Origin of the sequence: Xanthomonas sp. 3058, from assembly GCF_014199765.1 — a bacterium.
Classification (GTDB): domain Bacteria; phylum Pseudomonadota; class Gammaproteobacteria; order Xanthomonadales; family Xanthomonadaceae; genus Xanthomonas; species Xanthomonas campestris_B.
In genome coordinates this window covers 20,044-39,739 of the sequence record NZ_JACHOF010000011.1, presented here as the reverse complement: position 1 = coordinate 39,739, position 19,696 = coordinate 20,044, and the positions used below count along the sequence as shown (strand labels likewise).

Genomic DNA, 19,696 nt, shown 5'->3' with positions numbered 1-19,696 from the left:
CCCAGTGGGTGCCTGAAGCCAGTAGCGGCCGCGACGGGAGAGTCTGTATGCCTGAGTGCGCGCGCCGCGCACGCGCGCGCTGCCCGTTAGCATGGCTGACGGGCGGCCGCATGGAACGACTCAAGACTGACGGGAGGGTCGGTTATTGCTATGCGTATTTACGCATATCCTTTGCGCGCCGGCTGCGCGCCTCACGCCGCGCAGCCGATCTGTCAGACGTGCTTACTCGCCGCGCGGCTTGGGCGGACCCTTGCGATGCGGTGCGCCGGGACGGTCCATCGGTCGATTCGGACCGTTCGGGCGACCGGACGGCTTGCCGCTACGCGGAAAGCGCGGCTTGGACGGCGATGCGGCCGCCTCGCCTGCTTCCAGCTTGCGCATGTTGAGCTGCTGGCCGGACACCCAGACTTTCTTCAGGTGCGTCAGCAACTCGCGCGGCATGTCGGCCGGCAGGTCCAGAATGGAATAGTCGTCCTGGATATCGATACGGCCGATGTATCGGCTTTCCAGACCGGCTTCGTTGGCGATCGCGCCGACGATATTGGCCGGCTTCACGCCGTGGGTGTGGCCTACTTCGATGCGGTAGCTCTCCATGCCGAACTCCGGCTCGCCACGCGGGCCAACCGGGTCGCGACGCGGACGCTCGGTGCCAGCGCCGTCATCGGCAAACGCCGGACGCTCGGCACGCGGCGGGCGGGCAGCACGCTCGCCATCGGCACGCGGGCCACGCTCGAACTTCGGCTCGAAGCGCGGGCGCTCGGAACGCTCGCCGCGATCGCTGCGCTCGCGCGGAGCGAATTCCTCGCGCGCGCCACGCACCGGCGGGGTCAGCAGGAACGGCGAATCGCCCTGCAACAGCTTGGCCATTGCTGCGGCGATATCGATCGCCGGCACGTTGTTCTCGCTTTCGTAGCGCTGCAGCAGATCGCGGTACATCTCGATCTGGCCACCGGCCAGGGTCTCGGTGATGCGGGTCATGAAACGCGCCACGCGGGTGTCGTTGACCGCATCCACGCTCGGCAGCTGCATCTCTTCGATCGGCTGCCGGGTGGCGCGCTCGATCGAACGCAGCATGCCCTTCTCGCGCGGGGTAACGAACAGGATCGCGTCGCCGCTGCGGCCGGCACGGCCGGTGCGGCCGATGCGGTGCACGTAGCTTTCGGTGTCGTACGGAATGTCGTAGTTCAGCACATGGCTGACGCGTTCCACGTCCAGGCCGCGCGCGGCCACATCGGTGGCGACCAGGATGTCGAGCTTGCCGTCCTTGAGCTGGGCGATGGTCTTCTCGCGGGCGGCCTGCTGCATGTCGCCGTTGATGGCGGCAGCGGCCAGACCGCGCGCCTGCAGCTTCTGCGCCAGCTCTTCGGTGGCGGCCTTGGTGCGCGCGAAGATGATCATGCCGTCGAACGGCTCGACCTCGAGAATGCGGGTCAACGCGTCCAGCTTGTGCAGGCCGCTCACCCACCAGTAGCGCTGGCGGATATTGGCCGAGGTAGTGGTCTTGGCCGCGATGGTGACTTCGGCCGGATCCTTCAGATAGGTCTGCGCGATGCGGCGGATCGCCGGCGGCATGGTCGCGGAGAACAGCGCCACCTGGCGCTTCTCCGGCAACTTCTTCAGCACCGCTTCGACGTCGTCGATAAAGCCCATGCGCAGCATTTCGTCGGCTTCGTCCAGCACCAGCGTCTTGAGCTGGGACAGGTCGAGCGTGCCGCGATCCAGGTGATCGATCACGCGGCCGGGAGTCCCGACCACCACATGCACGCCGCGCTTGAGGGCACTCAGCTGCTGGGCGTAGGGCTGGCCGCCGTAGACCGGCAGCACGCGGAAGCCGGGAATGGCTTCGGCATATTTCTGGAACGCCTCGGCGACCTGGATGGCCAGCTCGCGGGTCGGGGCCAGCACCAGCGCCTGCGGCTTGAGCTGATTGAGGTCGGCATTGGACAGCACCGGCAGCGCGAACGCAGCGGTCTTGCCGGTGCCGGTCTGGGCCTGGCCGAGCACGTCGCGGCCGGCCAGCAGCGCGGGAATGGTGGCGGCCTGGATCGGCGAAGGCGACTCGTAACCGACGGCGGCAACCGCCTTCATCACAGCGTCTGAGAGGCCGAGGTCTGCAAACAGCAGCGGCGCGGGAGATTCTTGGGTCATTGGGTAACTCCGGAGGCGCCGCACGGAGCCGGCAGGCGCAAAGCAGCATAGTGTGCGCTCTCAGCCCCCCTGCTGTCGAAATTTTCGTGACAGTCCGTTCAGCTTGTGAGGATTCGCCCGCTGCGGCGAATCATCTCTTCGACCCGTGTCACCCACCCACCCGGCCGGAGCCATGTCCCTGGAAACAGACCTGCACACCCGCTTCAACGCCTTGCTGCAGCAGCACCGCGGCATCGTGCTGAAGGTCGCGGCCAGCTACTGCTGGAACCCGGACGACCGCGCCGAGCTGGCGCAAGACATCACCGTGCAGTTATGGCGCGCGTTTCCCGGCTACGACGCCGGCCGGCGGTTCTCCACGTGGATGTACCGCATCGCCTTGAACGTGGCGATCAGCGATCTGCGCGGCCGCAGCCGCACGCCGCACGACCCGCTTCCGCTGGAGGCGGTGGCCGAGAGCATCGCCGACCCGCTGGCGCGCGACCCGGCGCACGAACAGCAAGTCGCCGCGCTCCATGCCTTCATCGCGCAACTCCCGCACTTGGAACGTGCATTGATGCTGCTGTACCTGGACGCCCACAGCTACCGCGAGATCGGCGAGGTGCTCGGCATCAGCGAGACCAACGTCGCAACGAAACTCAGCCGTCTGAAAGCGCGCATCCGCGCCGAACTCTGACCCCACTCCGCCAAAGGAACACGCCATGGAACTTGACGATATGCACCGCGCCTGGCAGTCGATGCAACAGCGCCTGGACCACCACGCCGCGTTGACCACTGAGCTCATTGGCGAGGTGCGCGGGTATACAACGCGCGTCAGCCTGCGTCCGCTGTGGATCGGCCAATCCGCGCACCTGCTGTGCGCCATCGCGCTGAGCATCGCGATCGCACGCAGCTGGCTTGCGCACACCGACCAGGCTGCGGCCGTCATCGGCGGGGTGCTGCTGCAGCTGTGGTGTAGTGCGCTGGCAATCTCTGCGATACGTCAGCTGCACTGGGTGTCGCAACTGGACTTCGCCGGGCCGCTGCTGCGCACACAGCAAGCGCTTGCCCAACTCCGACGTTGGCGCACACGCGTGGTCCCGTGGCTGGGTGTGGCGTTCTGGGTGCTGTGGGTTGCGGTGGCAGACATGCTATGGCGCACGCTCACCGGTCTGACCCTGCCCTACGACTGGCTGGCGATCAATCTACTGGTAGGCATCGTGGGCGGCATCGGCACCTGGCTCGGCTATCGACGGCTGCAGCGCACGCGCCATCCGTGGCTGGAGCGCATCGACAACGCACACGCCGGACGCGGCGTCATGCGTGCCGAAAGCATGCTGGACGACATTGCACGCTTTGGCCTCGAATAAACTCGCCGTCGCCGCATTGCGCCACACCGCACAGTGGATGCGGCTAACACGCCTGCGTAGCGCTGCTGTCACCATTCCAACCGCAGGTGATGCCTTTGGGGCAGTGGTGTTGTCGGCTGCGACAGGCGGATAATCACCGTCTTCCTGTCACCGAGCGCACCATGCAATTTCTGGAATTCGACCTGGACGGCGAGTACATCGAACTCAACCAGTTGCTCAAGCTGGCCGGCATTGCCGACAGCGGCGGCCAGGGCAAGGCGATCGTCGCCAGTGGCGCGGTCAGCGTGGATGGCGTGCAGGAACTGCGCAAGACCGCCAAGATCCGCCCCGGCCAGCTGGTGCAACTGGACGATGTGGAAATCCGCGTGCTGGCGCTGGACCCTGATGCGGAGCCTGCAGAATGAGCGTGGTGCAGATCAGCTGGCGCAACAACGCGCCCTCGGCCGAAGATCCGGACCACGATGTCTATATTTTTTCGATCGATGCCGAGTCGGCGACGCCGTTCTGGTTCGAGCAATCGATTCGTGGCGGCCACGCCGAGCGCGGCGGTTGCAGCATGCTGGCCTTGCACGAGCTGGAAGGCTGGCAAGGCGGCTGGCGCGCAGACGTGACCAAAGCCGGCTGCGCCTGGGTGATTCCGTTACTGGAAGAAGCCTTGCGCAGTGGCGATGCGCGCACCGCGACCGATGCGATTCTTGCGCGGGTGAACGCGCCGGCCTGAGTGCTGCGTGCCTGCGTGCTGCGTGCCTGACTGTAGCGCGCCCGATGACAACCGGCCCGATGAAAGCCGATCTGATCGAGCCCGCCCAATGGCCGCATGCGCCCCGAACGAGCGAATGACCGCATTGCTCGACCGCGCGTTGAACAGTGCTGCAAGCCACGAAATGCTGCGCACAGGCCGCCACCAGCGGATAGGCATGCCGGCTGCCGTCCTGTTGCATCGGGCCAGGCTGCTGTTCAACTGCTTCTGACACTGCCGCATTGAAGTCCGTCTGGCACATCGCCAGCAGCGCCTCCACCTGTGGCGGTGGCAAAACGTCAGCACCGCACCGGCACGATTGCCATGCACCGACAACGATGCGCGCAGTAGAACCAACCTGCCATGCGCCCTTGATCAGGATGACGCACTGCGCACGCATGGCATGCGCAGACCGTCATGCGTCACCAGCCCAACAGTGCGCGCACCAGCTTGATGATGCCCCAGAACGACACCACCCAGATCGCGCTACGCAGGTAGGGAATGCCTGCCGCATAGACCGGCACATAGGCCAGCCGCGCCCATAGGTACAGCTGCACACCGAGCGCGGTATCGGCATTGGTACGCCCGGCAACACTCACCGCCAGCACGGCGGCAGCGAAGATCGGAAAGGTTTCCAGATAGTTGCGGAACGCACGATCCAGCCGCGCCGCCACGCCGGTCAACGGCTTGGCCTGCCCATCGCGTGCACCGGCATTCCACTTGGTGCCGCGCTGGGCGGTCATGCTGGCCGAGGCGGCCAGCAGTTGCACCAGACCGAGCACCATGGCCCAGCCCAACATCTGCAGTTCGATTGTCAATTCCACGCCATTCTCCTGGTCGGCCGACGCGTCACTTGACCGACGCACGCAGGCTGTAGCCGGCGAGCCGCCAGGTCTTGTCCTCATCCAGGCGGAACGACACCAGCTCACGCACCGGCTGCTGCGCCTTGGCAAAGCGGGTCGGGAAGCTGACGTTGATGTACAGGCCTTCGGGCACCTGCGCGCCGGGGCCGTACTTGACCCGCGTCACCGAGCCCTGTCCGCGCCCGACCACCGCACCGAGGCGTGCGCGCTCGGCGCCGATCTGGCTGACGAACACGTCGCGCTTGACCGCCGTCTTGGCAACCTTGGAGGCGCCATCCCATAGCGATGCCACCTGGTTGGCATCGACCATCTGCGCCACCCGCAGCGCAGCCTGGGTCATCTCGGTGTTCTGCTTGATCAGCTGTGCCTGCTGCGCAGGGTTGGCGGGCGGAGCCTGCGTCGCCGCGGCAGCCGCCGGACGTGCGGCGGTCTGCGGCTGTTGCGCAAGAACCAGCGAGGGAGCCAACAAAAGTGCGGCAAACAGACAGGGACGGAGCATGGGGCGGATGACCTTATGCGTAGCAGACGGATGGGAACCACCACACAACGTGTGGCAGGCACGGCAGTCTAGAACCAGGCGCGTGCAAAACAAGCCAACACGGCAGAAAGCCTCAGACCTCGCCGCCGGGTGGCACCGCCGCGACGCTGCGCGGTCGCCACAACCGCCAACTCACCCACAACGCGCGCGCGGTCGCGGCGATCAAGGCCAGCAGGCTCAGCCACACCGCCAACGTCGCCGGCCATTGCACGTGCTGGGCTGCGGCGATTATCTGCAACACCTCGGCCACGCCGAACCCCACCACCACCAACACGGCAGATGGTAGATACGCCAACGCAATGCCTTTCGTCTTCCCAAGCATGTCGCCCCCCGGCTCCGTTTACATGCGGCGAACATAGGCAGCAGGCGGTGCGGTGCGCGTGAAGTTCATCCCTCGCCCTGCGCCGGGTCCGGGACCGGTTCAGCAGCCGACTCGGCTGCCGGCGCTGGTGCTGGCGTCCCGGCCGCCGCCTCGGACGTCGGTGCGGCGGCGGCCGGCAGCGCGGCAGCGTCGGTTTCGGCCAGCGGGCTTTCTTCCGGGCAGGCCGCATCCGGAAACCCGAAGCGCTGCTTCAAGGCCAGACCACAGGCATTGACCGTTTCCAGATCGGCACCCTCGCCCTTGCATTTCTGATCGAACGCGACCAGAAACGCGTCCTTGCGGCGCACGAAGGCATCGCCGCACTTGCGCATCTGGCGGATGCGTTCCAGATCGTCCTGCACCGCATTGGTGCCATCCAGGCCGTACTCGCGCAGTTCCTCCACCGTGAGCAGACGCAAGCTGCGATTGGGCACGGTCATCATCAGATCGGCCACGGCCACCGCCACGCCGTTGCGCTCCAGATAATCCTTGACGTTGCCGTAGACCTCGCGCAGTTCCCGGTTGAGTTCCGCGCGCGAGGTGGCCTTGGAACTGATCCGCATCATGCGGTGGATGCCGACCTTGCCGGCCACCAGGCGGTTGTCGCCGGCCGCCAGTACGAACACGCAGGCGCTGTGGCAGATCGAGCCTTCGCGCACCCAGATGGTCCAGTTGGATTCGCCGATCACATCGCCGGCGCGGATCGCCGCTTCCACCTGCCCGCCACTGGAATCCAGGTCGAGGATGCGATGCGGCAGACGCAGTTGCTCGGCCACTTCCGCCAGCCGCCACACCAGCGCGGCGAAGCCGGCATTGATCTTGCCGGCGTAACGCACCCGCAGCAGGCCGGTGTCGCGGCACGGCGCGAGTGCGGCTTCCACGCTGGCCCGATCCAGCGCCGGCAGCAACGTGCCATCGCCCACCTCGGCGCTGTAATCGGTCGCGCAGCTGATCCAGGCCTTGCCGGACTCCAGCTCGGCCTGCGGCCAGCCGGCCTCGCCGGCCTGCGCACGTGGCTGCCGCGGCGGCGGCGTCACCGGCTCGGGCGTATCCACCGACACCATGTGGTCGCCATCTCCCGCCTGCCCGGCACCGGTTTGCTGCGCTGCGGTGGCGTCGGCCGAGGTGCCGGTGCGCTCGCATGCGACCAGCAGCAACACACACGACAGGGAGAGGCAGAGCAATTTCGGCATGAGGTGGCATGGCCGCGACAAAGATCGCGTGCAGTCTATGGCTGAATGGGTCGATGGTTTGACCCTGCCATGAACACGCAGGCCTGTCGCAGTGCTGTCCGAAAACGGCCAGCCGCTTGCGGGACGAGCGCATAGACTGGTGCCATGCAGCCCGCCACGCCCGACCGACTCCAATGCGACCGCGCCCGGTTGGCGCGCGATGCGCGCTTCGACGGATTGTTCTTCACCGCCGTGCGCAGCACCGGCATCTATTGCCGTCCGGTGTGCCCGGCGCCGCCACCCAAACCGGACAATGTCAGCTACTACGCCACTGCAGCGGCGGCCAGTGCGGCCGGTTATCGGCCGTGCCTGCGCTGCCGGCCGGAGTTGTCGCCGCAGGCGCAGCAGCATCTGGGCGAAGAAAGCGTGCAGCGCGCATTGGCGATGATCAGCGATGGCCTGCTGCAGGAGCAGCCGGTGCAGACGCTGGCCGATGCGGTGGGGTTGAGCGCGCGGCAACTGCAGCGCCAATTCGTGCGACAGCTCGGCGCCACGCCGATCCAGGTGCACGGCACCCGTCGGCTGCTATTGGCCAAGCAGCTGCTCACCGAGACTGCCTTGCCGGTCACCGAGGTCGCACTGGCGGCTGGCTTCAACAGTTTGCGGCGTTTCAATACGGCATTTCTGGATGGCTGCGGGATGCCGCCGTCGGCATTGCGCAAGCAGCGCGTCGAGGTGCCCGGCGGCGAGTTGACCTTGCGCCTGGGCTATCGTCCGCCGCTGGATCTGCCTGCGATGCTGGCCTTCCTGCAGCGGCGTGCGATTCCCGGCATCGAGCAGGTCGACGCTGGCAGCTACCGCCGGGTGATCGGCACGCCGGGCAAGGCGACGCTGATCCACGTCAGCGCCGCGCCGCAGCGCGCAGAGTTGTTGCTGCGCATCGGAGCGACCGACCCGCGCCAGATTCCGCAGATCGTGCGGCGGGTGCGCCGGTTGTTCGATCTGGATGCGGATCTGCAGGCCGTGCATGCCACGCTCGCACAGGAGCCACTGCTGGCTGAAGCAGTCCAACGCCTCCCCGGCCTGCGCGTACCCGGTGGCTGGGACGGATTTGAAGTGGCCGTGCGCGCGGTGCTGGGCCAGCAGATCAGCGTGGCCGGTGCGGCGACGCTGGCCGCACGTCTGGTCGATCGCCACGGTGGCCAGCATGCCGACATGCCGCCCGGATTGGATCGCAGCTTTCCAACGCCTGCACAACTGGCCGACGCCCCGCTGGAACAGCTCGGGCTTCCGCGTGCACGCGCCGCCACACTACGCGCGCTGGCACTGGCCTGTGCGCAAGGACGGCTGCATTTCGGTGCCGGCCAGCGCCTGCCCGATTTCATCGCCGCCTGCACTGCGTTACCCGGCATCGGTCCGTGGACCGCGCAGTACGTGGCGATGCGCGCGCTATCGCACCCGGATGCATTTCCGGCCGGCGACCTGATTCTGCAGCAAGTGCTCGGCACGCCGCAGCGCCTGAGCGAGCGCGCCACCGAAGCACGTTCGCAGGCATGGCGGCCATGGCGCGCCTATGCCGTGCTGCACCTGTGGCATCTGGCCAACGATCGCAAGGACACCCGCGCATGAGCACATTGCAGTACGACACATTCCCGTCGCCGATCGGCGCACTCACCGTGGCCGCCGACCACAACGGCGTGCAGCACATCCTGTTCGCGCAGAACCGCTACGATGCGCCCGGTCGCGCACACTGGACGCATGATCCCGACGCGCCGCTGGTGCACGAAGCGCGCACGCAATTGCTCGACTATCTGCACGGCGGGCGACGTCGTTTCGATCTGCCGCTGGCACCGACCGGCACCCCGTTTCAGCTGCAGGTCTGGCACACGCTGGCGCAGATTCCGTTCGGGCAGACCTGGAGCTATGCGCAGCTTGCGCATGCCGTTGGCCGGCCCGCCGCCAGCCGCGCGGTGGGTGCCGCAAATGGCCGCAATCCGCTGCCGATCGTGCTGCCGTGCCATCGCGTGATCGGCGCCAATGGCGCGTTGACCGGCTTCGGTGGCGGCCTGCCGACCAAGCAGGCGTTGCTGCAACTGGAAGGCTGGTCGCCACGCCAGTGCGCGCGCGCCGACGACCTGTTCGCCACCGTTGCGGCAACGCATACGCCCTGACTTCGCGACGTCACTGCCACGCCGTAAACTGGCGCCATGATCGATCGACGCGTTGTGTTCACCGCAGCAGCCATTGCCCTGCTCGCAGCCTGTAGTTCCCGGTCCCCGTCACGCAGCGCGCAACCGCAGTTGCCGGCAACATCGGTATCGACTGCCGCTGCGCCCAGTAGCGCGCCGCATGCATTGCTGCTGATTTCCATCGACGGCCTGCGCGCCGACATGCTCGATCGCGGCATCACGCCCCACCTGTCGCAGCTGGCGCGCGATGGCGTGCGTGCGCGCTGGATGACGCCGTCGTATCCGTCGCTGACCTTCCCCAATCACTACACCCTGGTCACCGGCTTGCGCCCGGATCACCACGGCATCGTGCACAACAGCATGCGCGATGCGGAGCTGGGCGGTTTCTGGCTGAGCAAGCGGGATGCGGTGACCGATGCGCGATGGTGGGGCGGCCAGCCGGTCTGGGTGGGCGTGGAAAATGCCGGAATGCACGCGGCCACCTGGTCGTGGCCGGGCAGCGAGGCGGCCATCCAGGGCGTGCGCCCGACGCATTGGCGCCATTACGAAGAAGGCGTCGCCATGGACGCGCGCGTGGACACCGTCCGGTCCTGGCTCAAGCGCTCCGGTGCCGAGGCCAACCGCCTGGTCACGCTGTATTTCGAACACGTGGACGAGGCCGGGCACGACCACGGCCCGGAATCACGCGAGTACGCCGACAGCGTACGCGCCGTCGATGGCGCCATCGGCCGCCTGCTGGCCGGCATGCAGCGCGACGGCACGCGCGAGCGCACCAACATCATCGTGGTGTCCGACCACGGCATGGCCGAAGTGCCACCAGGGCATGCGATCAGCGTGGAAGACATCGCACCGCCGGGCCTTGCCACCGCCACCACCGACGGACAGGTGATCGGGTTCGAGCCCAAGCCGGGCCAGCAGGCCCGCGCCGACGCCACCCTGCTCGGTGCGCATGCGCACTACGACTGCTGGCGCAAGACCGCGTTGCCGGCGCGCTGGCATTACGGCACGCACCCGCGTATTGCGCCGATCGTGTGCCAGATGCACGAAGGCTGGGATGCGCTGTTCCCCGACAAACTGGCCAAGCGCGCACACGCGGGCATGCGCGGTTCGCACGGCTTCGACCCGGCCCTGCCCTCGATGCGCGCGGTGTTCCTGGCGCAAGGTCCGGATCTGGCGCAGCACACGACCTTGCCCGGCTTCGACAATGTAGACGTGTACGCGTTGATGACACGGCTGCTGGGCATTGCCGCCGCGCCCAACGACGGCAACCCGGCCACCTTGCTGCCGGCCTTGCGCGCGCCGCCGGCCGATACGCACTGAACCCGGCGCGGATCCACGCAATCCGCTCTGCCGCGTGTCTCATGGCCCGGATCGATCGTCGGGCAACCACATAGCGACCGACTCGCGGACATAAAAAAACGCGGCGCAAGCGCCGCGTTTCGGTGTCGCGAAGTGGGCTGGGATCAGCCGGCCTTGGCAACGGTCTTCTTGGCAACGGCCTTCTTGGCCGGCGCCTTGACCACGCCCTTCTTGGCAACCGGGGCAGCTGCACCCACGACAACCTTGCTCACCGCGTGCAAACGCGAATTGCCGTAGCTGGAATTGTAGCGCTTGCCCTTGGCGGTCTTGCGGTCACCCTTACCCATGTTCGTCGACTCCTGAATGTGAATACAAAATCCCCGTGCTGGCACGGGTCTGGCGAGGTTTACGCCGGCGGCGCCCTCGCGCAAGGCCGGCAAGCCTATCACGTCGGCCCCGGCCAGCGCAGCTTGGCGAGCCCGGCAGCGCTGTAGGGGGCGTACGAACCTTGTGCAGCAACAGCGAACGACCGGCAGCGCTGACCGCCACGCAGGCGCTTGCCTGGTGAGGGGTTAGTGCGCGCAGTTGGCGTCGTGCACGTGCACATGCCCGTGGTTCAAGCGCAGATTGACCAGGTGGGCGATACCCACCAGCGCCCCGCCCAGTGTCATCACCACTGCGTGCGGCACCACCGAGTGATGCAACGGGTCATACAACAGGCCAACCCACAGCAACGCCAGACCCGGCAGCAGCAGCGCCAGCGCATGCAACGCCTTGTGCCGGCGATAGCCCAGCACCAGGCTGAAAAGGCCCAGCAAGGTCACGAACACCACGATCGCCAGCTCCACGCCGTCGCCCAGCCAGAACGACAGGCCCAGCGAGGGGGCCAGGGCCAGTACCAGCGGCAATACCGCGCAGTGCACGGCGCACAGCAGCGAACCGGTCGCGCCGAAGCGATCGAGCAGGTGACGAAGGGACGGTAGAGGCATGACTTCCAGCAGGTGCTCACAACGACGTGGAATAATATAACATATTCCTCACTTCAGACCTGTGCCACTGCGTTGCGCAGTGCAGGTCTTGTCCTCGGCGCAGGCGAACTGCGCCTTATCATTGATACAAAGTAACAATTACAGAGTCAGGCCCGCCATGCATTCTCGCCTCGTTTCGTCGTTCCGCCGCACCACCCTCTCGCTGGCATTGACCAGTCTGCTGACCCCTGCCCTGGCAATGGCCGAGGACGCGCCGGCAGCTGCCGACCCGCAGACGCCGCCCAGTTCGGACACGCGTCACGACGCCACCCATTCCAGCGGTCGCCACGTGAAAGACCTGGACAAGGTGGTGGTCACCGCCAGCCCGTTGCGCGATGCGGCCGGCGAGTTGAGCCGCCCGGTCGAAGTGCTGGCCGGCGAACGTCTGGACGAAGTGCGTAGCGAGAGCCTGGGCGAAACCGTGTCCAGCCTGCCCGGCGTACAGAGTTCCAATTTCGGCCCCGGCGTTGGCCGGCCGATCATCCGCGGCCTGGACGGCCCGCGCGTGGCGGTGCTGCGCGATGGCCTGTCCACCCAGGACGTGTCCACGGTCAGCCAGGATCACTCGCCGGCGATCGAACCGTTCCTGGCCAACCAGATCGAAGTGCTGAAGGGTCCGTCGACATTGCTCTACGGCTCCGGCGCGATCGGCGGCGTGGTCAACGTGGTCGACGGGCGCATCGCCGAAACCCCGGTGGACGGCTTCAGCGGCCGCGCCGAAGTGCGCTTCGATGGCGGCGACAAGGACGGCAACACCGACATGTTCCGCGTCGATGCCGGCAATGGCAGCGGCCTGTCGATCCACGCAGACGGCGTGTATCGCAACCAGAACAACTACGACACACCGGAAGGCCCGCAAGCCAACTCGTGGATCGATTCCAAGGTGGGCTCGGTCGGCGCCTCGCTGTCCGGCGACTGGGGCTTCGTCGGCCTGTCGGCCTCGCGTTTCCGCGACAACTACGGCAATCCTGGCGAACCGGGCGACCTGTCGATCGGCGAGCGCGGGGTGTCGTTGAAGCTGCAGCAGGACCGCTACGACCTCAAGGGCGGGCTCACCGATCCGTGGGGCGAGGGTAGCGCGCTGCGTTACAGCTTGGGCCACACCGATTACGCGCATACCGAGTTCGAAGGCGAGGAAGTCGGCACCGTGTTCACCAAGCGCGCCAACGAAGGCCGCGTGGAAGCCTCCTTCACCTTCGGCGGCGGTTGGCAGACCGCGTTCGGCCTGCAGGGCAGCGACACCACCTTCCAGGCAGTGGGCGAAGAATCCTTCGTGCCCAAGACCGACACCCGCTCGCTCGGCGTGTTCGGCGTTGCGCGCAACAGCTGGGACCGCGTCACTGCCGAAGTCGGCGCGCGCGTGGACAAGGTCAAGTACACCACCGACATCGGCGTGGACCGCGACTTCACCCCCACCAGTTTCTCGCTCAGCAGCGGCTTCCGCTTCAACGAACAATGGCGTTTGACCGCCAACCTCGACCACGCCGAACGCGCGCCGGCCGAAGAAGAACTGTTCGCCAATGGCCCGCACATCGCCACCCTCGCCTTCGAGATCGGCGATGCCGACCTGAAGACCGAAAAGGCCAACCAGGCCGAGCTGGGCCTGAACTTCCAGAACGAGTGGGTGGATGCCAAGGTGGCGGCGTACTACAACCGCTACAACGACTTCGTCTACATCGTCGATACCGGCAACCAGTGGTTCAACGAGGAAGACAACGACTTCCTGCCGATCCGTCAATGGACGCAGAACGATGCGGTCTTCCATGGCTTCGAGGGCGAGGCCACGTTCCATCTGGCCAACAACGACACCGGCGCCTGGGATCTGCGCGTGTTCGGCGATACCGTGCGGGCGCGCCTGAAGGAGGGCGGCAACCTGCCGCGCATCGCACCGGGCCGCGTCGGCGCGCAGATGCGCTGGAATGCAGATGCATGGCGTGCCTCGCTCGGCGCCACCCGCACCATGAAGCAGGACAAGGTGGCAGTGAACGAAACCGCCACCGACGGCTATACGTTCGTCGATGCGCATCTGGCCTACCACGTGGATCGCGGCAGCAATGCGTGGGAAGTGTTCCTGGACGGCAACAACCTGACCAATCAGGACGCACGCGTGCACACCTCCTTCCTCAAGGACGATGTGATGCTTCCCGGCCGCAGCGCCTCGTTCGGCGTGCGCATGTTCTTCTGACGGCGCTCTCTCTCCCGCCGTCATAAGCGAGGCCGCCTTCGGGCGGCCTCGTCATTTTTGGCGGCAGGCCTGCCGGCATCGGCGCAGGGCAACGAACCACCTAGCGGCGCTGCGAACGCAGCGGGACGACGCAAGATGCATGGATGTTGGCGCAGACGACCTCGTCGGTCTCTTTTCACAAGGCACCTCGGCAGGCAATCGCATCACTGCGCATCCTGCGCACGACCATCGCAGTCGGTGTGGCGCGCCGCCCCGGATGCGAAGCAGGTCAACGCACCACGATGCGTTCTGCCTATCGCCATTCAATGGATCGCAACATATCGCGGCGAATCCTGTGCCGAAACCGTCGCATCGCGTGCGTGGATCGGCATGCCATGCAGAAACTGTGCAAAAGGTCACGCGAGTGTCGCCCGACGCTTGGCTTGCGAGCGCGGATTGCACCATCTTTAATCGGTGCAGCATCGATCGACAGGCATTACCAGCGTCGGCTGTGCGAACGCGCACTTGGGGGGAACCGACAGATGACCCGTTCGCATCCATCAGCGGTTCGGGCAGACGCGCTTCACTGGTTCTTTGGCAATGGACAGACATGGACCCTACTGCATGCTTTGCGCGTTTTTTCTGTTGCACGCAGCGTGCGCTCTCGCCTTGCACCGACGGCATGTTTTCGGCGTTGCTCGAGCGGACGTGATGCGCGCGGCCACTGCCGCGCGGATCTACTTTCAACTCCTGCTGGCTCTTCTGCTTCCGGCTCGATAGGCAAGGCCCGAATGTGTTGAGGCAGTTGCACCGACCGATCGCCTGATCGGCCGGAAGTGGGGACTGCGTCGTATCGCTCGTGCCTATCCTCTGACTGGAATCAAACGGAATGAACTGTTTTCGCAGGCACCCTCTCGCGCTCTTGATCGGTACCCTACTGATCACCGGGGCACCACTGTCGGCAGGGGCCGCCACACCGGCGGCCTCTGCCACCGCCACCGCCGCTTCCAAGGACAAGGCCGGCGATCCGCTGCTGCGCTACCAATGGCATCTTTCCAACCAAGGACAGGCGGTGATCAGCGACAGCCGCCCGGTACCCGGTGTGGATATGGACGTGGACATCCTGCATTCCTTGCAAATCCGTGGCCACGGCGTACGCGTCGGCATCGTGGACGACGGCCTGGAACTGCGCCACGAAGATCTGGCCGACAACGTCTTGCCGAACGGCTCGCACAACTTCGGCGATGGCTCGCACGACACCACTCCAATCGACTCCGGCAACGGCCATGGCACCTCGGTGGCTGGGATCATCGGGGCGGTCGGCTGGAACGGGCGGGGCGGACGCGGCGTCGCGCCGGAAGCACTGCTGGCCGGATTCGATCTGCTCGCGCGCGATTCGTCCGACACCGATGCAAACATCCGCTACGCATGGGGCGACGGACCGGAGGCGCGCAACATCGATATCTTCAACAACAGTTGGGGTGCTCTTGCGTACAACTACGTGGACATGCCCAGAGAGGATCAGCGCTCCTGGGAAGCATTGATGGCCTCGACCCGCAATGGCCTGGGCGGCATCTATGTCAAGGCCGCAGGCAACGGCTTCAATTCTGTGTTGACCACTGACGACAAGGGCAACACTGTCGATATATGCGGTGCCGCCACGCGCGCGTTGAATGTCGGCTGCTCACAGGCCAACACCGATCCAACGAACAACCTCATCGGCATCATCGTGGTCGGTGCCATCAATGCGAAAGGGGTGCGCTCGTCTTACTCCTCCAGCGGCTCAGCGCTATGGGTCTCGGGAATCGGCGGAGAATTCGGGTTTCAGAGCAAGTTTTTTCCTGGTCTCGATGAGCCGGGCATCTACGATCCGGCGATCGTCACCACCGACCTGACCGGCTGCAGCGCCGGGGCAAATTTGGACGGTGTCCTGCCCGTCAACGCACTGGATACCAGTGCATCCAAGATCGACGCGTCGTGCAACTACACCGCGCTCATGAATGGCACTTCCTCAGCGACTCCAACGGTCTCCGGCGTTGCGGCGCTGATATTGGGTGCCAACCCGGGCCTGAGCGCCCGCGATGTCAAATACATCCTGGCCACCACCGCACGCCAGATCGATCCTTACCAGCCGCGCGCGACGTATCAAGGCAGCGTGATCGACCCGGGCTGGATCACCAACGCGGCCGGACACCGCTTCAGCAACTGGTACGGCTTCGGACTGGCCGATGCCGCGGCAGCGGTGTACAAGGCCGGCAACTTCACTCCGCTGCCGCCGATGCGCGATACGCAATGGATCGCGTCCACCGATGCACCCAGCCAGATCGGCGGGCCGGCAAGGCCAGGCACGTTGCGCATCCGCATCGAGCAGGCGATGAAGATAGAAGCGGTGCAGTTGTCGCTGCGATCGGCGCATCTGACACCGAGCAATCTGCGCGTGGTACTCGTCTCGCCCAGCGGCACCCGCAGCGTGGTGGCCACGCCGTTCTCGGTCCTGGACCCGGCGGCCTATGCCAAGACCGGCTTCTATATCGATCTCACCTCCAGCAATGCCTTTCTGGACGAAACCTCACGCGGCATCTGGACACTGGAAGTCACCGACATGAGCGAACCCGGCAAGACCGCCGCGCTCAAGACCTTCAATCTTCGCATCGTGGGGCACTGACATGAAGATCGCTCTTGTTGTTTCCCTGTTGCTGGGCTGCAGCGCTGCGAGCGGCATTGCGCATGCAGCGCAAGCGGCCGACCCGCAGACCCTGTCGGCGGCGGCCACCGGCGCACGCTTCCGCTCCGGGACCGAGACATTCCGCATGTTGCCCGCCACGGTCATCACGCAGAAGATATCCGCCGTCGATGCCAAGCCGAGATCGGGGCCTTCCGGCGTGGCGCGTGCGGGGTCTGCCACGCCGTCGCCGGGCGGCAAGGTGCTCGCACGCATCGGCAACTTCCTGGTGGTGCTCGACCCGCCTGTCAGCGCGGCCCGCAGTCAAACCGCCACGCCAGAACGCACGCTCGCTGCCGCGGTGAACGAGCGCAACGACCGGGTCGTGCTGGTCAGGCCGCAGGTGAAGCTGACCGGCACCACGCCTGCCACGGCAACCGCGCTGGCCGGAAGGACCGGCGGCAACATCGTCTACGCCTCCCGGGTGGACGGCAGCGCGGTGATCGCCTACGACTCGATCGAGCAGGCACAACGCGCTGCGACCCAGCTGCAGGGCAGCAACGGCATTACGCAGGCATCGCTGGTGGTGATGCAGTCAGTCAGGCAGCCGATGTGACACCCGACGGCCGCAGGCAGACACCTGCGACCGTCGTCTCTGGCGCGCTGTCATCGGCGCCATCACCGCAGTTTTTCTTCTGATGAGGGGACATGATGATTTTTTCCTCGCAGCGCTCCGCGCTGTCGTCTGCGCTGCTGCTGGCACTGTGCCTGTGTACCGGTGCGGCCAGTTCGGACAAGGTAGCCGCGCAACCCGCTGTAGGCGTCGCGGTCAAGCAGAAAACGCAAGGCGACGATCCGCTGTTCCGCTACCAATGGCATCTACTCAACCAAGGCCAGCCGGTGTTCGGCGACGAACGTCCGCTGCCCGGCGTGGACATGGATGTGGATATCCTGCACGCGCAGGGCATCCGCGGCGCAGGCGTCAACGTGGCGGTGGTCGATAACGGACTGGAGATTGCGCACCCGGATCTTGTCGACAACATCCTGCGCAACGGTTCGCACAACTTCTTGAACGGTTCCAACGACCCCACTCCGCCAGCGAGCGACATCGACGGCGATCATGGCACCGCAGTGGCAGGCATCATCGCTGCGCGGGGATGGAACGGCATCGGCGGGCGCGGCGTTGCACCGGAAGCGAAACTGGCCGGCTTCAACGCCAGCGACACCACCGATGGCAGCACCCAGTACGTCAACACCCGCTATTCCTGGGGCGATGGGCCCGAAGCCCGCGTGATGGATGTCTTCAACAACAGCTTCGGGGTCTCGGCTGCGTTCTACCAATACAGCGACACCGACGAACAACGCTCGCTGGAACGGCTGATGCAGGCCCAGCGTGGCGGCAAGGGCGGCATATACGTCAAATCGGCGGGCAATGATTTCACCACGCTGTTGGATGTGGATGCACAGGGCAAGCTGATCGATCGCTGCAGCGACCAGACCCGGCAGCTCGGCGTTGCCTGCAGCACGGCCAATATCGACAACTTCAACAGCCTGTCGACCATGATCGTAGTCGGTGCGGTCAACGCCAACGGGGTGCGCGCCAGTTACTCATCGCCCGGGTCTGCACTGTGGGTATCCGGGCTCTCCGGCGAATTTGGATTCCAACGCAGGTTCGACCCACATCCGGAGACCTTCAAGGCGTCGTACGGGCTGCTCAATGCAACCAGCCCGCAGCCGTTCTATTCGCCAGCGATCGTCACCACCGATTTGAGCGGCTGCAAAGCCGGCAACAATCGCGACCGCACGCGCGCAATGCAGAATGCGCTGGACAGCAGCAAGTCCAAGATCGATGCATCGTGCAACTACACCGCACGGATGAACGGCACCTCGGCTTCGGCCCCTACCGTCGCAGGCGTTGCGGCGTTGATGCTGAGTGCCAACCCGCAGCTGACCCTGCGCGACGTCAAATACATCCTGGCGACCACTGCGGTGCAGGTCGACCCCAAGCAGCCAAAGGTGTTCTACAACGGCAGCGTGATCGAGCCAGGCTGGATCACCAACGCGGCCGGACATCATTTCAGCAACTGGTATGGGTTCGGCCTGGTGGACGGAGCCGCCGCAGTGGAACGCGCCGTGCATTTCACCTCGCTGCCGGCGATGAAAGACACCCAGTGGACGGTCTACGACGGCAAAAGCAGCACCATCGGCGGTGCCGGGTCACCTGCAAGATTGTCGATCGACATCAGCCAGTCCTTCAAGGTGGAAAGCGTGCAGCTCTACTTCTCTGGCACGCACAAGGATCCTCGCAACCTGCGCACCGTGCTGGTCTCGCCCAGCGGCACCCGCAGCACCGTGATGACGCCGTTTTCCACGCTCGACAAGAGCGACGAAGGCTTGGTGGTGTTCCTGACGTCGAGCAATGCCTTCCTGGACGAACCCTCGGCCGGACGCTGGACCCTTGAGGTGGACGACATGCTTGCCGACAACGGCAAGGAACAATTGACGGAATTCGAAATGCGCGTGGTGGGCCACTGACATGAAGACATCTCTGATCGCCCTGCTGGGTGTCGTTGCAGCCAGTGTTTGCGCGCCCGCCTCGGCACAAGTGTTCGATAGCGCACGCCTGCGCGCTGCCGCGACCGGGCAAACGGTTGTAGTGGGTCGTGCCAGTTTCCGGCTGATTCCCGGTGCGGTGGTCCGCGTGGCCGACACGGCGCGCGCCGCTGGGCGCACGGCGTCGCTGCAAAGCACGCAAACCAGCGCGGATGCGCCGTTAGCGCGCTTCGATCGCTACGCCGTCTATCTCGACAGCGCGAGCGCCGCACGCACCGCAGCGCTCACGGAACAACCGGCGACTGTCGCGGCAGCGCTGGAAACGCGTAGCGGCCAGCTGGCACTGCTTGGCGCCTCGATTAAATTGTTCGACACCACCCCTGCCATCGCGCGTGCGCTCGCAACGCGCACTGGCGGCAAGCTGGTCTATGCATCGGCCATCGATGGCAGCGCGATGATCGGCTACGACTCGGTGGCAACTGCCCTGAAAAACTGTGCGCAATTGCAGGGCAGCGAGGGCGTTGGAGCGATCAAGCCCGACGTGATTCCGCGCGCGGCACGGCCGTTGTGATGCGGCTGCGGTGATGCACGCCACGCTGTCACCATCGGGGGGGCAGCGCGGCGCAATGACGCA

At 65.8% G+C, this 19,696-nt stretch carries 20 protein-coding genes; 13 read left to right on the top strand and 7 right to left on the bottom strand.

What is annotated here, in order from left to right:
* Positions 1-222: 222 nt before the first annotated feature.
* Positions 223-2,148, bottom strand: coding sequence for a DEAD/DEAH box helicase (locus tag GGR61_RS14170; RefSeq protein ID WP_184406688.1), 1,926 nt, complete (start codon positions 2,146-2,148; stop codon positions 223-225).
* Positions 2,149-2,320: 172 nt separating this feature from the next.
* On the opposite strand from GGR61_RS14170, the gene GGR61_RS14165 reads away from it, so the two are divergent.
* The 5 genes from GGR61_RS14165 to GGR61_RS21210 all read left to right on the top strand — a co-directional run bounded on the left by GGR61_RS14165 (position 2,321) and on the right by GGR61_RS21210 (position 4,465).
* A complete protein-coding gene (locus GGR61_RS14165) occupies positions 2,321-2,821 on the top strand; it encodes a sigma-70 family RNA polymerase sigma factor (RefSeq protein WP_184622127.1) in 501 nt (166 codons plus the stop codon).
* A gap of 25 nt (positions 2,822-2,846) precedes the next feature.
* A complete protein-coding gene (locus GGR61_RS14160; protein WP_184622125.1) occupies positions 2,847-3,494 on the top strand; it encodes a hypothetical protein in 648 nt (215 codons plus the stop codon).
* Between the two features lie 161 nt (positions 3,495-3,655).
* Positions 3,656-3,898: an RNA-binding S4 domain-containing protein gene (locus GGR61_RS14155; protein ID WP_042598248.1), complete on the top strand. Its 243-nt coding sequence runs from the start codon at positions 3,656-3,658 to the stop codon at positions 3,896-3,898.
* A complete protein-coding gene (locus tag GGR61_RS14150) occupies positions 3,895-4,215 on the top strand; it encodes a hypothetical protein (protein WP_184622123.1) in 321 nt (106 codons plus the stop codon). Before GGR61_RS14155 ends, GGR61_RS14150 begins: the two co-directional genes overlap by 4 nt.
* Positions 4,216-4,330: 115 nt before the next feature.
* The gene (locus GGR61_RS21210) at positions 4,331-4,465 is read left to right on the top strand and encodes a hypothetical protein (RefSeq protein ID WP_260287895.1); all 135 of its coding nucleotides are present in this window, start codon (positions 4,331-4,333) and stop codon (positions 4,463-4,465) included.
* 190 nt (positions 4,466-4,655) lie between these two features.
* Here the strand turns inward: GGR61_RS21210 and GGR61_RS14145 are convergent, their stop codons facing one another.
* From GGR61_RS14145 to GGR61_RS14130, 4 genes are all read right to left on the bottom strand, one after another.
* Positions 4,656-5,057 carry an MAPEG family protein gene (locus GGR61_RS14145; protein ID WP_184406684.1) on the bottom strand — a complete coding sequence of 134 codons (402 nt, stop codon included), beginning with the start codon at positions 5,055-5,057 and terminating at the stop codon, positions 4,656-4,658.
* Between the two features lie 25 nt (positions 5,058-5,082).
* On the bottom strand, positions 5,083-5,595 hold the full coding sequence (locus tag GGR61_RS14140; protein ID WP_184406683.1) for a DUF4019 domain-containing protein: 513 nt from the start codon (positions 5,593-5,595) through the stop codon (positions 5,083-5,085).
* A 112-nt stretch (positions 5,596-5,707) separates the two neighbouring features.
* Positions 5,708-5,956: a hypothetical protein gene (locus tag GGR61_RS14135; protein ID WP_184406682.1), complete on the bottom strand. Its 249-nt coding sequence runs from the start codon at positions 5,954-5,956 to the stop codon at positions 5,708-5,710.
* A gap of 65 nt (positions 5,957-6,021) precedes the next feature.
* Positions 6,022-7,188: a hypothetical protein gene (locus tag GGR61_RS14130; RefSeq protein WP_184622121.1), complete on the bottom strand. Its 1,167-nt coding sequence runs from the start codon at positions 7,186-7,188 to the stop codon at positions 6,022-6,024.
* Positions 7,189-7,332: 144 nt separating this feature from the next.
* Here GGR61_RS14130 and GGR61_RS14125 point away from each other — a divergent pair, with 144 nt between their 5' ends.
* The 3 genes from GGR61_RS14125 to GGR61_RS14115 are packed head-to-tail and all read left to right on the top strand — an operon-like array spanning position 7,333 to position 10,676.
* Entirely contained in the window at positions 7,333-8,796 is a 1,464-nt protein-coding gene (locus GGR61_RS14125) for an AlkA N-terminal domain-containing protein (RefSeq protein ID WP_184622120.1), read from the top strand.
* A complete protein-coding gene (locus tag GGR61_RS14120; RefSeq protein ID WP_184622118.1) occupies positions 8,793-9,338 on the top strand; it encodes a methylated-DNA--[protein]-cysteine S-methyltransferase in 546 nt (181 codons plus the stop codon). The genes GGR61_RS14125 and GGR61_RS14120 overlap by 4 nt, the downstream gene beginning before the upstream one ends.
* 36 nt (positions 9,339-9,374) lie before the next feature.
* Positions 9,375-10,676 (top strand): ectonucleotide pyrophosphatase/phosphodiesterase, encoded by a 1,302-nt coding sequence (locus tag GGR61_RS14115; RefSeq protein WP_184622116.1) that lies wholly within the window; start codon positions 9,375-9,377, stop codon positions 10,674-10,676.
* Positions 10,677-10,819: 143 nt separating this feature from the next.
* Here the strand turns inward: GGR61_RS14115 and GGR61_RS14110 are convergent, their stop codons facing one another.
* A complete protein-coding gene (locus GGR61_RS14110) occupies positions 10,820-11,002 on the bottom strand; it encodes a 30S ribosomal protein THX (RefSeq protein WP_184406677.1) in 183 nt (60 codons plus the stop codon).
* A 225-nt stretch (positions 11,003-11,227) separates the two neighbouring features.
* Complete coding sequence (locus GGR61_RS14105; RefSeq protein WP_184406676.1) at positions 11,228-11,644, bottom strand: MerC domain-containing protein; 417 nt, start codon at positions 11,642-11,644, stop codon at positions 11,228-11,230.
* Positions 11,645-11,801: 157 nt separating this feature from the next.
* Here GGR61_RS14105 and GGR61_RS14100 point away from each other — a divergent pair, with 157 nt between their 5' ends.
* The 5 genes from GGR61_RS14100 to GGR61_RS14080 all read left to right on the top strand — a co-directional run bounded on the left by GGR61_RS14100 (position 11,802) and on the right by GGR61_RS14080 (position 19,633).
* On the top strand, positions 11,802-13,868 hold the full coding sequence (locus tag GGR61_RS14100) for a TonB-dependent receptor (RefSeq protein ID WP_184622113.1): 2,067 nt from the start codon (positions 11,802-11,804) through the stop codon (positions 13,866-13,868).
* Between the two features lie 868 nt (positions 13,869-14,736).
* Positions 14,737-16,512: a S8 family serine peptidase gene (locus GGR61_RS14095; protein ID WP_184406674.1), complete on the top strand. Its 1,776-nt coding sequence runs from the start codon at positions 14,737-14,739 to the stop codon at positions 16,510-16,512.
* A gap of 1 nt (position 16,513) precedes the next feature.
* Positions 16,514-17,125 (top strand): hypothetical protein, encoded by a 612-nt coding sequence (locus GGR61_RS14090; protein WP_184406673.1) that lies wholly within the window; start codon positions 16,514-16,516, stop codon positions 17,123-17,125.
* A gap of 134 nt (positions 17,126-17,259) precedes the next feature.
* A complete protein-coding gene (locus tag GGR61_RS14085; protein WP_260287938.1) occupies positions 17,260-19,044 on the top strand; it encodes a S8 family serine peptidase in 1,785 nt (594 codons plus the stop codon).
* A 1-nt stretch (position 19,045) separates the two neighbouring features.
* Positions 19,046-19,633: a hypothetical protein gene (locus GGR61_RS14080; RefSeq protein WP_184622111.1), complete on the top strand. Its 588-nt coding sequence runs from the start codon at positions 19,046-19,048 to the stop codon at positions 19,631-19,633.
* The last annotated feature ends 63 nt before the right edge of the window (positions 19,634-19,696 follow it).